General features: G+C 35.4%; 16 protein-coding genes and 1 riboswitch. All 16 genes read right to left on the minus strand.

Annotated features, from left to right (window positions below):
• Positions 1 to 24 precede the first annotated feature (24 nt).
• A riboswitch (glycine riboswitch) is annotated at positions 25 to 126 on the minus strand.
• A gap of 307 nt (positions 127 to 433) precedes the next feature.
• Positions 434 to 2101, minus strand: a complete 1668-nt coding sequence (locus EZV73_RS16425; RefSeq protein WP_240841494.1) for a Na/Pi cotransporter family protein — start codon at positions 2099 to 2101, stop codon at positions 434 to 436.
• Positions 2102 to 2292: 191 nt separating this feature from the next.
• The gene (locus tag EZV73_RS16430; protein ID WP_240841495.1) at positions 2293 to 2760 is read right to left on the minus strand and encodes a tRNA (cytidine(34)-2'-O)-methyltransferase; all 468 of its coding nucleotides are present in this window, start codon (positions 2758 to 2760) and stop codon (positions 2293 to 2295) included.
• On the minus strand, positions 2760 to 3224 hold the full coding sequence (locus tag EZV73_RS16435) for a chemotaxis protein CheX (protein WP_240841496.1): 465 nt from the start codon (positions 3222 to 3224) through the stop codon (positions 2760 to 2762). The genes EZV73_RS16430 and EZV73_RS16435 overlap by 1 nt, the downstream gene beginning before the upstream one ends.
• A 68-nt stretch (positions 3225 to 3292) precedes the next feature.
• Positions 3293 to 4426: a DUF362 domain-containing protein gene (locus EZV73_RS16440; protein WP_240841497.1), complete on the minus strand. Its 1134-nt coding sequence runs from the start codon at positions 4424 to 4426 to the stop codon at positions 3293 to 3295.
• Between the two features lie 10 nt (positions 4427 to 4436).
• Positions 4437 to 5246, minus strand: coding sequence for an undecaprenyl-diphosphate phosphatase (locus EZV73_RS16445; protein ID WP_240841498.1), 810 nt, complete (start codon positions 5244 to 5246; stop codon positions 4437 to 4439).
• Positions 5234 to 6277: a threonine-phosphate decarboxylase CobD gene (gene cobD / locus EZV73_RS16450; protein WP_240841499.1), complete on the minus strand. Its 1044-nt coding sequence runs from the start codon at positions 6275 to 6277 to the stop codon at positions 5234 to 5236. The genes EZV73_RS16445 and cobD overlap by 13 nt, the downstream gene beginning before the upstream one ends.
• Positions 6274 to 7218 (minus strand): adenosylcobinamide-phosphate synthase CbiB, encoded by a 945-nt coding sequence (gene cbiB, locus EZV73_RS16455; RefSeq protein WP_240841500.1) that lies wholly within the window; start codon positions 7216 to 7218, stop codon positions 6274 to 6276. The genes cobD and cbiB overlap by 4 nt, the downstream gene beginning before the upstream one ends.
• A 1-nt stretch (position 7219) precedes the next feature.
• Positions 7220 to 8737 carry a cobyric acid synthase gene (locus tag EZV73_RS16460; protein WP_240841501.1) on the minus strand — a complete coding sequence of 506 codons (1518 nt, stop codon included), beginning with the start codon at positions 8735 to 8737 and terminating at the stop codon, positions 7220 to 7222.
• Positions 8727 to 10115 carry a cobyrinate a,c-diamide synthase gene (locus EZV73_RS16465; protein WP_240841502.1) on the minus strand — a complete coding sequence of 463 codons (1389 nt, stop codon included), beginning with the start codon at positions 10113 to 10115 and terminating at the stop codon, positions 8727 to 8729. The genes EZV73_RS16460 and EZV73_RS16465 overlap by 11 nt, the downstream gene beginning before the upstream one ends.
• Before the next feature lie 9 nt (positions 10116 to 10124).
• Complete coding sequence (locus EZV73_RS16470) at positions 10125 to 10703, minus strand: histidine phosphatase family protein (protein WP_240841503.1); 579 nt, start codon at positions 10701 to 10703, stop codon at positions 10125 to 10127.
• 1 nt (position 10704) lies between these two features.
• Positions 10705 to 11433 carry an adenosylcobinamide-GDP ribazoletransferase gene (cobS, locus tag EZV73_RS16475; protein WP_240841504.1) on the minus strand — a complete coding sequence of 243 codons (729 nt, stop codon included), beginning with the start codon at positions 11431 to 11433 and terminating at the stop codon, positions 10705 to 10707.
• A 2-nt stretch (positions 11434 to 11435) separates the two neighbouring features.
• Positions 11436 to 11996 carry a bifunctional adenosylcobinamide kinase/adenosylcobinamide-phosphate guanylyltransferase gene (gene cobU, locus EZV73_RS16480; protein ID WP_240841505.1) on the minus strand — a complete coding sequence of 187 codons (561 nt, stop codon included), beginning with the start codon at positions 11994 to 11996 and terminating at the stop codon, positions 11436 to 11438.
• A 167-nt stretch (positions 11997 to 12163) separates the two neighbouring features.
• A complete protein-coding gene (locus tag EZV73_RS16485) occupies positions 12164 to 12370 on the minus strand; it encodes a hypothetical protein (protein WP_240841506.1) in 207 nt (68 codons plus the stop codon).
• Complete coding sequence (locus EZV73_RS16490) at positions 12363 to 13058, minus strand: DUF2225 domain-containing protein (RefSeq protein WP_240841507.1); 696 nt, start codon at positions 13056 to 13058, stop codon at positions 12363 to 12365. Before EZV73_RS16490 ends, EZV73_RS16485 begins: the two co-directional genes overlap by 8 nt.
• A gap of 90 nt (positions 13059 to 13148) precedes the next feature.
• The gene (locus EZV73_RS16495) at positions 13149 to 13838 is read right to left on the minus strand and encodes a DUF2225 domain-containing protein (protein ID WP_330637160.1); all 690 of its coding nucleotides are present in this window, start codon (positions 13836 to 13838) and stop codon (positions 13149 to 13151) included.
• Positions 13835 to 15904 (minus strand): cell division protein FtsA, encoded by a 2070-nt coding sequence (locus EZV73_RS16500; protein WP_240841508.1) that lies wholly within the window; start codon positions 15902 to 15904, stop codon positions 13835 to 13837. Before EZV73_RS16500 ends, EZV73_RS16495 begins: the two co-directional genes overlap by 4 nt.
• Positions 15905 to 15932 lie beyond the last annotated feature (28 nt).

Below are 15932 nucleotides of genomic sequence, written 5' to 3' on the forward strand. Positions count from 1 at the left end.
AATTCTATTTGCTTTCCAGAGATCTGTCAAAAACCGGTCCTTTTGCCTGAGAAATTCACTGTATACGGGCGTGTATACAACTTATGCCTTCGGCGGCTCCAATGAGCTCTCTCCCTGTTTCGTCATTCAGAATCTTCATATGAAATTTTCGTCTTCTGATTTGTTACACGTTGATTATATATAATTAATTCTCAAAATGCAAGAAAAAGAATGATATATTTTTGTCAAAATTAAAAAAAATCACGAAAAATGCATTTTTTCTAGAAAACGTTTTCCTTTTTGACAATAATTGGATGAAAATTAGTAGGTTATACACCTAAATAAGCAGATTGTGTTATATTACTTAGACCACTGAAACAACTAGCGTTGAGCAATTTTTTTCCCAGTAAAATCGGGACAAAAAAAGGCCAACTGAAAGTCAGTTGGCACTAGTTTATGCGACTGCACTATCAAGAACTGCTGTTGCAATATTACTTGCATGGTCACCAATTCTTTCAAGGTTGTTAATGATATCTAAGAATAAAACACCAGCAGCAGGTTGACACTTGCCTTCGTTTAATCTTCTGATATGTTTCTTACGTAAATTCTTTTCCATTAAGTCGATTTCGCCTTCACGTTCAATAACAGATCTGGCTAATTCATGGTTGCCTTCTTTAATAGCAGTTAAAGATTGTTTGTAAGACTTAATTACTCTCTCACTCATGTGCTTGATTTCTTCCATAGCACTTTCAGAGAATGATAAATTGTTTTCTACTCTATATACAGTCATCTCTGCTAAGTTATCAGCATGATCACCAACTCTTTCAATATCACCAATTGTTGAGAATAAACCATCGATCATTTCTCTTTCTTGGTAAGAAATGCTTGTATTCGTCAGTTTAACAAGATAGTTTGCAATATCATGTTCTAACTCATTAACGATTCTTTCAGTTTTAAATGTCTTCTTAGCTTTTGTTACGTCACCTTCAATAAATGAATCTACAGCATACTGGAATTCTTTTAATGAAAGTTTACCCATATGAAGTACTTCTCTTGAAACCTGAGCCATTGCAATAGATGGTGTTTCTAAGATACGCTCATCAAGGTACTTAACACCTTCAACTTCTTCTTTCTCATCTTCCGTTTCAGGAATAATAAGTTTTGCAAATCTAACAAGGATAGGTGCAAACCATATTAATAAGAATGTAGTTACTAAGTTAAAGATAACGTGTGCAGATGCAACTTGCTTAGCTGTATCAAATCCAAATCGTCCTGCTAGTATTTCTTCTACAAACCAAAGGGTTGGTATTCTAAGAGCTATAATAAATAGAACTGTACCTATCAAGTTGAAAGTTAAATGCATCACCGCCGCTCTTCTTGCGTTTTTATTGGCACCTACTGAAGATAACATAGCTGTTACACATGTACCGATGTTTGTACCTAATAAGATAGGGAATGCTGCAGCTAATGAAATATTACCAGTTGCCGCAAGACCAACTAAGATACCTGTTGTTGCAGATGATGATTGTACGATAGCTGTCATAGCAAAACCAACAAATATAGCTGCCGCTGTATTAAAGAAGCCTGGTTCACCAAATGATGCAAGGATTTCTCCTAGTACCGGATTCTTCTTAAGATCACTCATACCAGCTTTCATTGTATCCATACCTAAGAATAAGATACCGAAGCCAAGTAAAATTTGTGCGTATTTCTTTGTTTTTGTATTTTTAGAAAATAACATCAACATAACACCAATACCGATAGCGAACGGTGCTAAGTCTGTTAACTTTAGAGCGACAAGAACAGAAGTCATTGTTGTACCAATGTTGGCACCCATAATAACACCAATGGCTTGTGTTAATGTCATAATACCTGCATTAACAAAACCTACTACCATTACAGTCGATGCTGAAGATGACTGTACAATTGCTGTTACAAATGCACCTACCGCTACACCAACGTATCGATTGGTTGTTAATGCACCTACAATAGATTTCAAACGGTTACCCGCTGCTTTTTCAAGACCTTCACTCATTAAATTCATTCCATATAAGAATAAACCTAAACCAGAAAATAGAAGTACAAACATTTCCCAACCGGGTGTGCTCATCAGTTCTTTCATAATGTAAAATATTCCTCCCAATAAAATAAACAATAACTAACAAGGTTACTATACACTACTTTTTTATGTCTTGTGTTAAGATTGTGTTAACTTTGTTAACAGAGCAGATTTTTTGTTAAAAATGTTAATGTGAAATTACAAAAAAAATAAAAACAGGTAAAGTGTATATGATACAAATTACCCGCTATTTCTTACTTTAAACCAGGAAAATCAAGTTGGCGTAAAGCCTCAAATGCAACGATATTCACCGAATTTGATAGATTTAAAGATCTCACGTCTGGATGACTTTTCATCGGTATTGTTATTTCTTTTCCCTTATATTTTTCATGTAACCAAGCTGGCAGTCCAGCAGTTTCTTTACCAAACATGATAAAAGAATTCTCAGTATACTTAACATCTGTGTAAAACTTATTTGTTTTAGTTGTAGCTAAATATATATCTTCCTCACCATACTTGTCTAAAAAGTCTTCTACAGACTCATGTACTTCTAAATCAAGTAGATGCCAATAGTCTAATCCCGCTCTTTTTACGGCCTTGTCATCTATTGAAAAGCCAAGTGGCTTAATCAAGTGAAGTTTAATACCTGTTATTGCACATGTTCTTGCAATCGTGCCCGTATTAGGTGGAATTTCTGGTTGATATAATACGATGTTTATCATTAATTCTCCTTAATAGAAATGTCAAAGTTCATTGTACCTAATTCTGAATTCAGCGGTACACCAATTGTTGTCATAGTAGAAGATGATATAGTAATGCCCTCTCCAACCATTAATGATGGTGGTGTAATGTCTACTTGTACTTCTTCATTGTATAATAAAGTCGCAGCATTACCCATGATCATATTGCCTAACTCTGATAAGGCTGATTTAGACATTTCATCTAACTCAGTTACCGGCATGCCCATCATCATCTTTGATGCAACACCCATAGCCAACTCTTGAGTCATACTGATAACAGCTTGACCTTGTATTTCACCTGTAATCCCGACAACTATAAGAACACTCGATGGTGTAAACGGACTTGATTTCATATATGGTTTACCTGTTTTAAATTCAGTTTGTGCAATCATTTTTAACACTTCAGTACTTGCTTTAATAAATGGATTTATATATTCAACTTTCATTCGAACCTCCTGATATAGTCGCGATTACTTCTCGTATACCCATATTAACAAAGAATAACCTATACTTCTTAAATTTTCATCATAATTTTTCCAATTGGGTGCCTGTAAATATTAATCGCTTTTGCTGGACAAAGTTCCTGACAACAGAAACATCTGATACACTCTGATAAATGTATATCCGGTCTATCATCCACCATTTCTATAACCTTTGCTGGACAGCATCTTGCACATTCACCACAACCAATACAGGTTGACATAACTTCTGGTCGGGGTTTAATAACATAATCAACCATATTATTAAGCCACTTGGGTACTCGGTTTTCAAGTAAACCAACACCTTTAATACTTGGAATCTTAAAATCAGAGATATAATAGTCTTCGACCGATTCTCCCACAACCTTTAAATTTTCTTCTAATATAATTTTTCTTTCGTAACAACGTTTGATAGTTGGTACATCTTGTGGATCTATGCCAACAATCTTGCATGCCACTACATCTAAATAATACGGGGAATTTGAAGCGATTACAAGCCCTATTTGTCTTGGCTCGCCACTTGATGGCCCAGCCCCCTCCATGCCAACAACAGCATCCATAAAAGATAGGGTCGGTTTTGCATTCAAACATACATCTACAAGCATGTTTGAAAAGTCGTCTATTGAAGGTAAAGTATAATGATACTCTGCCTTCTTAAGACCAGGAATGGTACCATACATGTTCTTTACTGCCCCAGTAAATAGGGTCATGCCATGTGTTTTAAGTTTTGATACAGAAACAACATGGTCCACATCATTAATGACATCAATGGTTTCAATTTGTTTCATTAATAAGGCCTGATCACAAGCGGATGTAAAGCTTCCAAAATTTTGATTCAGCGAAATATGGTCATTCACCAAGTCTTCATAACCACATACTTTGTAAATACCGGCAAGAGCCGACTTATTATATGGTCCACCAGGGCTATCACCGATGATGACCTTTAAACCAAAGTCTACTAGGTGTTTTGCCAGCGCCTTAACGAAGCTTGGATGCGTCGTTGTTGCCTCCTCCGGCCTTCTCTTCATTAAAAGATTCACTTTCAAAAGTATGGTCTGGCCGACTTCAAAGTACTTGTCTAAACCACCTAAGTCTTCAATATTCTTTTTTATTTGGTTATAAAGTAGGGTTTCATCATATGAGTCACACCCTCTAATTGATACATTCATGATAACTCCACTAAATAAACATTGAAATTAAAACAACAATACCTAAGATTATTCTATAATATGCAAATACCTTAAAGTCATGTTTCTTGATAAAATTCATAAAGACTGCTATAACTGCATATGCAACAACAAATGATACAAGAGTACCAATGCCTAAGAGTAAATATTCATAAGATGTAAAGCCAAAACCAGCCTTTAATAGCTTAATCAGCGATGCACCTAATATAACAGGAATGGCCATAAAGAATGAAAATTCTGCTGCAACAGCTCTTCTAAAGCCCATGACCAGGCCACCTATTATAGTAGAAGCAGACCTAGACATACCTGGAATCAAAGCCAAACATTGAAAAATACCAACAATAAAAGCTTCTTTATATGTAATATCATCTTCATGTGTTACTTTTTCTGGTTTTGGTTTGGATTCAATGTATAAGAGTATCACTGCACCCACTATAAGGGCTATGGCCACTGTAAGTGGATTAAACAAAAGTTCTTCTATCTTGTCCTCAAATAAAACGCCGATCACACCTGCAGGTATAATAGCAACAATAACCTTAAGCCATAGGTTGATGTATCTCTTAAGCTTATCTGCACTGTCTAGATCACCTTTCTTAGGAAGCGGTGGAAAGACCTTTTTCCAGAAATAAACGATTACCGCCAGTATAGCGCCTGATTGAATGACAATATTAAATATATCATTGAACTTACCTTCTAAAGACATAAATCTTGAAACCAAAATTAAATGTCCTGTAGAAGAAACCGGTAGGAACTCTGTAAGACCTTCAACAATTCCTAATATGATAACTTTTATGATTTCCATAATATCTCCTTTAGTGCTGCCAATAATACTTCATTTTTTTCTCTATCTTTTATAGCAAATCTATAGTAACCTGCTGTAAGTCCATCATAATTTGAACAGCTTCTTATCATGATACCATATTTAGCAAGCTTTTTGTCTAATTCAAGTATAGACTTTAAAAAAATATAATTTCCTTCTGTGTTAAAGACCTCAATATCTAAAGTTCTTAATGCTTTAAGCATGTACTGTCGCTCTTCTTTAATCCAACTTTTGGTTTTACTTATATAGTCCTCGTCTTTTAATACGAGGCTACCAGCTTTTGCTGCTATGGCATTTATTGACCAAGGCATCCTTGACTCTTTGATATCATTTAAAAGTGCTTTATTCGAGGTCATCAGATAACCCAGCCTTAAACCAGGCATGGCAAAAAACTTTGTTAATGACTTAGTGATAACCAGATTGTCGTAATCATTTATGTATTTAACCATTGACGATCTAGCCTCATCATTTGTAAAATCTATAAAGGCTTCATCTACAACAATCATCTTACCAGTCTCTAAGAGCTTTAGTAAATCCTTTCTATCAACCAAATGACCGGTCGGATTATTAGGGTTACAGATAACAATGCCATCACAGGAATCAAGTTTAGTTATAAGTTTTTCAACATCCAAAGTAAAAGGTTCTTCAATAACTACTTTTTCAACTTGACCATACTTGCTATAGGCCCTGTCGTATTCAACAAATGTCGGTACTGGAATCAACATCCTATTAAGTTTTAAATGTTCAGCAACAAGAAAAATACACTCTATACCACCATTGCCAACAAGAATATAATCACTTGATATGTTTTCAAATCTTGCAATGGCCTCTACAAGGTCCACATAATCTGGATCTGGATAATTTAAAATACTTTCTAAATCTGAAAAAGCTTCATGAACACCCTTCGGCAAACCTAGTGGATTGATGTTAGCAGAAAAATCCAGAATTTCGCTGACTGCTATATGATTTTCTTTTGCAAACTTATAAACATTGCCACCGTGTTTTTTGATCATACTAACCCCAATCTAATTAAAGAGAAAACAACAAATCCTACTATAGAAGTCATGTATAAGAGCTTCCTAGTTCTAAGTAGGTCTAAAAGATCAATAGGCTTAAAAGGATCACCCATGGTTTTCTTCATAGATACCTTGCCAAAATAAGAGGCCTTGCCACCTAGCTGTATACCCAAAAGGCCTGCTGCGGCAGATTCGGGATAAGCACTGTTTGGACTTGAATGGTTGCGTTTGTCTCTAGCTAAAATTCTCATGCCCCTTTTTACATCCAATCGTAAAAAGAAGCCAGCTATTATAATGAACAAGGCTGTCAGTCTAGCTGGTATGTAATTTAAAACATCATCCCATTTAGCCGAAAAATAGCCATAATGATTGTACTTGTCATTTTTATAACCCACCATAGAGTCTAAGGTGTTGACACCCTTGTAATACCAGCCCAGTGGTGCACCGCCAATGAAAATAAAAAACATAGGGGCTATAACACCGTCACCTAGATTTTCAGCTATGGTTTCTATAGCTGCCTTGATGATGTCTTCTTCAGTCATCACATCTGTATCTCTAGATACAAGATAGCCAATCATCTTTCTAGCGGTTTCCATGTCTCCTTCTTTTAGGGCCCTATATACTTTTTTTGTTTCTACATCCAAACACCTAGTTGCAAATATCTGATAAATCATGATACTTTCCATAACATGATTTAATAGTGGATGAATTTTATGTAAGGCTAATAAAATGACAAATGGGACAAGAAAAGATAGACCTGATACTGTGATTAAAAGTATCAAGCCTTTAAATTTTTGAACATTTGGCTTGTCATTTAAATTTAGAAGTCCTTTTTCTAAGAACCTTACCAGATGACCTATGATCCTAACCGGATGGTATAAGAAATAAGGATCACCTAATATCAAGTCCATGACATAACCGACTGTAATCTGTATCATCTTACCAAGCCTTTATAATGTCATATACTTTTTTTATGTCGACATTCTTTCTAACAACATCTGCTAACTTCTCATACTCTGTTTCTTTGAACTCATCAAAACTTTGTACTTTTGAAGTAAGATCATCTAGACCTTTTTCTTTTCTAATTTCGTTTAAGAAGGTTCTAGTAAAGTTGACATCATCAAAAATACCGTGAATATAAGAACCAAAGACCTTACCGTCATCAGAAATAGCTCCATCCATAATTGAGACTTCTTCTTCTAAACGTTCAGTAATCTCTACAAATGGACTCGCTTTTTCACCTAAGCTTGTCACACCCATATGAATTTCATAACCTGCTACTTCAAGGTTATTTAAACTTTCTATTGTAGAAGATGTGATTCTACCAGAAACTTGTGTTGTTGTTTTTTCTGCTTCAAAAACGGTATCAATATCTAAAAGTCCAAGGCCATGGATATCAGAAATGGCACTTTCAGTATGAAGCGGATCTGAAAGTTTGTTACCTAGAATTTGATAACCACCACAAATACCGACAATTCTCTTGCCTTTTCTAGATAATCGGATGATTTGCTCTTCAAGACCTGAATTTCTTAAATAAATCAAATCCTCAATGGTATTTTTTGACCCCGGAATGATTAAAACATCTGGATCACCAATAGTCTGACCTCTCATAACATATCTTACATTAACATCTTCCTGAGTTTCAAAAATATTAAAATCTGTAAAGTTAGACACATGCGGTAAATAAAGAATTTCAACCTTGATTTGACCTTCTTTTTCTGCATCGAACTTAAAACGCTCAGATAATGAATCTTCATCTTCAATACGTAAGTGTGTGTATGGTACAACACCCAGAACAGGAACACCCGTCAAATCTTCAATCATCTCTAAACCTGGCTTAAGGATTTCAATGTCCCCTCTAAACTTGTTGATGATCACACCCTTGATGCGTTTCTTTTCTTCTTCAGTCATCAACATGATGGTACCGTAGATAGAAGCAAACACACCGCCTCTATCGATATCGCCAACTAAGATTACTGGAGAATCTGAAAGTTCTGCCATCCCCATATTAACGATGTCATTTTCTCTTAAATTGATTTCAGCAGGGCTACCAGCACCTTCTAAAACCACAATATCGTATTGATCAGATAACTTACTATAAGCATCCTTTACCATTAATTTTAACTCTGGTTTAAACTCATGGTATTCTACAGCACTCATATTCTTATGAACTTTTCCCATAAAAATAACTTGTGCCTTCTTATCTGTAGATGGCTTCAGAAGTATTGGATTCATAAGAACATGCGGTGTAACCTGTGCAGCTTCTGCCTGTACAACCTGAGCACGACCCATTTCTAATCCTTCTTCAGTTATAAATGAGTTTAGAGCCATATTTTGAGACTTGAATGGTGCTACTGAATAGCCATCTTGCTTAAAAATTCTACAAAATGCTGCTGTTAAAATAGACTTCCCTACTGAAGATGCCGTCCCTTGTATCATAATTGATTTACGCTTCATTATTCTTCTCCATTTTATATGTCATACATGTGTTAACAAAACCCTTTGCCACTTGTTTATTGCTGTAAAAATGTATATGAGGATAAGCTCCTAAACAATTATACTTCATATAACCGCAATGCCAAGACAATAAGTCCGTTTTTTTCTGTTTTTTAATATCATATTTTTGTATAGGTCCCAAATCATTAGGTGACTCCAATACAACCGATCGATGAAACTCATGGGCCTTAAACTCCAGTCCCTTGTTTCCAATTGGAGTAGGTGCATTTTGAACGACCTCTACATAACCAAATCTCTGAAGCCTTTTGGTCATCTTAGAACCATTTTCAAAAATACCCACCATATCAAACTTCTGACCATCTAAGTTTTCAATATAGGCCGTCAAATACATAAGACCACCACATTCAGCATAGGTTGGTAAACCAGCTTCTATACTGTCTTTAATAGACGTAATCATAGACTTGTTATTAGATAAGTCTTTGGAAAAGACTTCTGGAAAGCCACCGCCTATATAAAGGCCATCAAGCCCAAGAGGTAGTTTTTCATCTTCAAGTGGACTGAACTTAATCAATTCACATCCCATCTCTTCTAATAGGTCTAAGTTGTCCTGATAGTAAAAGTTAAAGGCATTGTCTAGAGGAAGACCAATCTTTAAAATCTTATCCTTAACAGTAGACTCTATTGCCGGATGATCTTTTGCCTGTGTCGCCAGTTTCATTAAGAGATCTAAATCAACAGTCGATTCAATCATCTTTGAAACTTCATCAATTTTTTCATCCAGTGCGTCTACCTCAACACTTGGTATCAAGCCCAAATGTCTACTTTTTAAAGAGATATTTTCATTCTTAGTCAAATAACCCACACATGGAATACCCACATGGTGTTCAATGGCTTCCTTTATAAGATCATAATGTCCTTTACCAGATACCTTGTTAACAATAACCCCTGCTACATTTACATGGGGATCAAACATCTTAAAGCCAAGAACCATGGCTGCAGCACTAGCAGCAACCCCAGCACCGTTGATGACCAAGATAACTGGTGTATCTGTCATTTTTGCCAGATGTGCTGATGAACCCACCAAAGATTTAACATCGGCACCATCATACATGCCCATAACACCTTCCATAATGGCAATATCTGCTTGGCTTGAATGCTTGCCCATAAGCCCCTTTATGATGTTTTCATCAAGCATCCAGGTATCTAGATTTCTAGATGAAACGCCTGTTGCAAAGGTATGGAATGCTGTATCTATATAATCGGGACCGGCTTTGTAACCTTGTACCTTTAAACCTCGGTTTCTAAGAGCCCTCATAATGCCAAGAACAACGGTTGTTTTGCCAACATCACTGCTGGTCCCAGCTAACATAATTCTCATAAACAACTCCTATAAGTTTAATCCTGTTAAGTAATGATAATCTTCAGTATATTCAATTACTGCAAGTTTACAATTATCAACTGAGTATCTCCAATAATGTTCAAAGTTCTCTGCAATTTCATGTGCCAAAATACAACGAATAACACCAGAATGTGCAACAATCAAAAGATTTTCTACTTTATATGTATCTAGAATTTCTTGATATGTTTCTACCACATGGTCATAAAACATTCTCAAACTCTGTCCTTCAGGAAAAACATAGTTTTTAGTATCCTTGTGCCAGATTTCTATTTGCTCTGGATATTTTTCTTTGATTTCTTCATAGGTAAGGCCTTCAAACATGCCAAAGTTCATTTCTTTTAGACCTTCATGGACAACAACCTTACTGTCTGTAAAAACGCGCGCTGTATCAAGCGCTCTAGAAAGAGGTGATGATAAAACCGTATCAAACTCTAAATGCTCAAATCTTAAATGCGCATCAACCGCTTGCTTCTTACCTAAATCCGATAGCTTTGAATCTGTTATCCCTGCAAATTCATGACGAATATTAGAATCTGTTTCACCATGACGTAATAAATAAACTTTCATCTTAAACTCCTAAAACCAATACATAAATCATTAAATAAAAAACTTCACTTAACTCAACAATTGCACCTAAGACGTCGCCAGTGACACCATCTATTTTACTGTAGACATGATATCTGTAGATAAGGGTTAAAACTAAAACCACAAGAGTCACAAACAAGAGTTCAGGTTTGATAATATGAAGAACTGCAGTTATCAATAGTGCAACTACAAGTTGTCCCTTACTTGTTTTTTCAATAAAAAAGCCACCCATGCCTTTTTCTCTAGCATATTTTGAAATAGCAGCTGTCAGAACAACCATACATCTAGATACCACAGGCATAAGAATAATGACTTTAACAGGGTCACTAATAGAATATAAGAGTGCCATTTTTAAAGTCAAGCTGATCACTAAAACCAGGACCCCGTTTGTACCCACACGGCTGTCTTTCATGATTTCAAGCATACGGTCTTTGTCTCTATAGGAATACAGACCATCAAAAGTATCTGCAAGTCCGTCCAGATGCAGACCACCTGTAATAAAGACTTCAAAAGCTACAACTAGAACTGCAGCTATCAAACTGTTACTGATTAAACTTACCCCATAAAAAATGCCTGCCATTAGAAGACCTATGATCAAACCAACCACAGGAAAATAAATGACCCCTTTAGAGAAATCCTCTTCAGTGGCATTTATTTCAAAAGGCAAAGGCAACTTGGTTAAAAACTGCAACATCAGAATCAAACGTTTCATTTTTACCCCTTTATCTTTACTGGTATACCAGATACCGTCATATATACTTCGTCAGCAAGAGAAGCCAAATACTGATTGGCACGTCCTGCAAAATCTCTAAAAATTCTTGCCAGTCTATTTTCCGGCACAATACCTGAACCGACCTCATTGGTTACCATATAAACTGTTAAATCGGTCTTTTCAAGCTCAGCCACCAATAACTTCAGATCATCTGTTATTTTCTTTTCAACTGCATCCACTTCTTCTTCTGTCAATCTATCAAAATCAAGTCTATCTTGAAACATGGTATTTGTAATCAATACTGTAATACAATCTAATAAGACAACCTCATTAGACTTTCTTACTTCATCAATGACTTCATGGACTTGAGTTGGCTTTTCATAAGTCGTCCAAATACTCGGTCTTTGCTCAATATGTTTCTTGATTCTGCTTTTCATAGCATCATCAAAAGCAATAGCCGTTGCTATATAAGCTGTTTTCTTATTTAGTTTTCTAACTTCATTTTCTGCAAATGTAGATTTACCACTTCTTGCACCACCTGTTACAAGCACTATTTTACTCATAATCACTCCTTTATACATCCTTATTATAGACAAGACTTTATCAGATTACAAACATATCTGAAGAGAAAACAAAAAAATAAGAACTCAGCACATCGAGTGCTTCGATACTTATGAAAACAAAGTGTTCAAACCAATAAAAAGCACATCTCTGCGATATGCTTTTTTGACTATAAATCTTTGTATTTTTCTTGTTCTTTGACTTCTGTTTTTCTATCTTTCAAGAGTTTAAAGATTAAAAGACTAATGCCTGTTAGTATGAATATGATGGCGATTTTAAGTATCAAAGGCATGGTAGCTATTAATAGTTGATAAACTATATAAGCAAGAACAATTATTATACCTGTAACAATCAAACCATAAGCCATCTTATTCATTTTCTTTATCCTTTAGTTTCTTGAACTCATTTTTTGCAATAACCATCTGCTCTTTTAATGATTCACTTAAAAACTTTTCATCATTAATAACCGGACTACGGAGTCCTAAAGAAAACCATTCCATAGCCTTTTTAAAGTTGCCTTCTCGTCTGTTAAGCTCTCCTAACAGGTAAAGTATAGTAAGCTCCTCTTTAGGATTCTCATCTAAGTTTTCTTTCATATATGCTTCTTCAAAGGTTTGACGGGCATGCATGGCAAACTTATCCGCATCTTCACTGTTCATCTCTCTATAAAACCAAGACAGTCTCAAACATACTTTGGCAATAACACTCGGTTTGTAATGAGATATATTGTAGTTTAAAAGAGCAAGTTTATGAACTTCTATAGCATCATTTAGAGACCTGATTTGACAGAAGTCTTTAGATTTCCACTTTGATCCGATTTTATCCTGAATGGCCTTTTTTACAGCTTCATTCACATCGTTAAAATCACTCTCAAATCTAGCATGGCCACAATTAGGACATACATCTACACCATAAAAGGTTGGATTGTCAAACTCATATTCTGCTCTAAAATCACTTTCTCTCTTAACGACTTTAATTGTCTTTGATTTTACTTTTTTTGTTGTAAACTCATGTTTACACACTGGGCATACGATAGATTTATCATATAAATAAATATTAATCACATTCCTTTCGGTTGTACATAATTAACCGTACACTTTCTATAATACCCATTCAAAGTCATGCTAAAGAGTTTCATGCAAATAAATTTGTATTTAGCTGGCTATTTCCTTAGTCTTCTTATATTCATCCTTGACTTTAGCCATTTGCTCTCTGAGGGTTCTATTAAGAAATCGATCATTTCTTAAAAATGGATTTCTTAAACCCATTGTAAACCAATCCATGGCTTTTTTGTAGTTACCCTCTCGTCTGTTAAACTCTCCTAAAAGATAGACAATCATCAGTTCTTCTTTTGGATTATTTATAGCTTCCTCTACATAGGCTTCTTCAAACTTCTGACGGGCATACATAGCAAACTTATCTGAGCTAGTAGCATCTATTTCTTTGTAAAACCAAGACAATCTTAAACAAGTCTTGGCAATAACACTAGGTTTATAGTTGGTTAAATTATAATTGATAAGCGCTAACTTATGCGCCTCTATAGCTTCTTTTATTGTTCTTTCTTGACAGAAGTCTCTAGCCTTCCACTTTAAAGAAATTTCGTTTTTTATCTTAGCTGTTGCAGTTACATTAACATCGTTAAAATCACTTTCAAATCTTGCATGTCCACAATTAGGACACACATTCACTCCATAAAAGGTTGGATCTTCGAACTCGTATTCAGCTTTTAAATCTGTATCCCTTTCTAAGACTTTTATACTTTTTGATTTTACTTTTTTTGTTAGAAACTCATGTTTACACACTGGGCACACTACAGATTTATCATATAGGTGTATCTTAATCACATCCCTTTCATTTGACGCCAATAAATTTCTATCACATCACCATTTTTTAAGAACTCCCTATAATTGGCTTTTTGCCCATTCAGAGTCAGCTCTAAAATGCCTTGAGGTTTGCTAATGTCAAAATCAATGTACTCAAAAACATCCACGAAAACCATTTTTCTGTTGATGCCCTTTACTGATACAGGTTGACCATTAACAATCAATTCATAGTTGTATGATTCTATAATAACTGGCTTAACTTCTTCACTTGTAGCTTGTTCAACTTCTTCAATCACAAAATCATCTACTTCAATGTCTTGAATGACTTCTTCACTGATTATCTCTGTGATATCAGGCATTTCTTGAATCATACGTGTTCTTACGATATCATCAGCTTGTAAGAGCCTGTCACCAGTAGCAATTTCACCATTTACATAGATTTCAACTTGTTTTGAATCAATCCCTCTAAATAACATTAAATCACTTAAAGTACGCATTTCTTCATAAGAAATCTCATCACCACTTTGAATATCATAGTCTAAGTCACACGTAAGGTCATTGACCCTGATGCTGTGTTTGCTTTTTAGTCTTTCATCATTAAAAACAAATTCAAAAGGTCTTAATAGATCGTTTAAGTTCATTTTGGCATCTGAACCCTTTTCACCTGCTTCAACGTGAACAACGTCTTTATTTTTTAATTTGTAGTCTAAAGCAGCTAGACTACCATTAACAAATATTCTAGAAGGCGTGCCATGCCCACCCTTTAAGACTCTTGAGCGATTGTTCATGGTATACGCAAGAGGCCTACCTCTTTCAGGCAATAAAGCCCTGGCATGATAGCCCACTAATATCAAGGCATCCGATACAGTCAATACTTTTGAATTAAACAGTCTAACAGATTTATCATTAACCATGATTTGAAGAAAATCATTTTCTTTTTCTTTAATAGCAGTCACACCTATACCAAGTGGTGTAATAAACTCAGGTCCCTTTAAGGCCTGACCATCAAAACTGATTTTATCTAAAGTTTCTACAGGTTTTATTACCACTCTTTCTTTAGGCAACTCTAATTCTGCTGCAAGTAAATCTGTAAATCCAGGTACCTGACAACCACCACCTATACAAAATACTGCACTTGGTGATTTTTCATTAAATTCAAGTATTTGCTTGGCAACCATTTCAGCAGTCTGAATCATAGCAGGTTTAATAGGTTCAATGATTTCTTCAGTTGTTTTTTCATGAGTCATGCCTATGATATCAGTATAGGTATGAACATCTAGATGATTCAATGACACCTTTAACTTCTCTGCCTGATCGAAATCAAGTAAAAAACTTTTGGCAATTTCTTCAGTAAACCTGTCACCTGCTGATGCAACCATACCAAAGGAAATAACAGTCCCTTCTTTTGTAATGGCAATATCCGATGTGCCTGCGCCTACATCGACTAAAGCTAAGTTTAAAAGCCTTAAGTTTTGTGGAATGGCTACATTAATAGCAGCAATCGGCTCAAGTGTCATATTGAGTACTTCAAGTCCCACACGGTCCACTACTGTATATAAACTGTCCACAACAATATGAGGTAAAAAAGTCGCAATCAACTCTACCTTTAAAGTATTACCTCTATGGTCTTTAGGATTGATATTAATAACACCATCGATATAATAGTTGCATACATTGTAACCCACACAGTAATAACGACTTTCTCCAGTACGTTTGTCAACTTCAATTTGACTTTGGGCTTCTTGTATGGCTTCCATTTCTACATTGTTGATAACCTCTTGAGTAATGGTTTGACCAGGCTCAAGCTCTCTTTCAACGCTTATTTTTTCTGTTTTTAAGGCACGACCCGCCGCGGCTATAGCCACGCTCTTAAATGTCAGATTGTTTCTATCTTCTAAAGTCTCTTTAACACTTGAAACCACTTCTGTAACTTTACTGATATCGTGGATTTGACCGTCGTACATAGCTCGGTCTGGATGATCTTTGATTTCATAATCAATGACCCTGTATTGATCACCTTCTAATACCGATACAACACCAACGACTGTCCTAGTCCCGATATCCAATGAGAATAAAGCTTCGTTCATAATTCACCCTCCCAAAACAGTATACCAT

Origin of the sequence: Acidaminobacter sp. JC074 (genome assembly GCF_022496765.1) — a bacterium.
GTDB lineage: Bacteria > Bacillota > Clostridia > Peptostreptococcales > Acidaminobacteraceae > JABXKX01.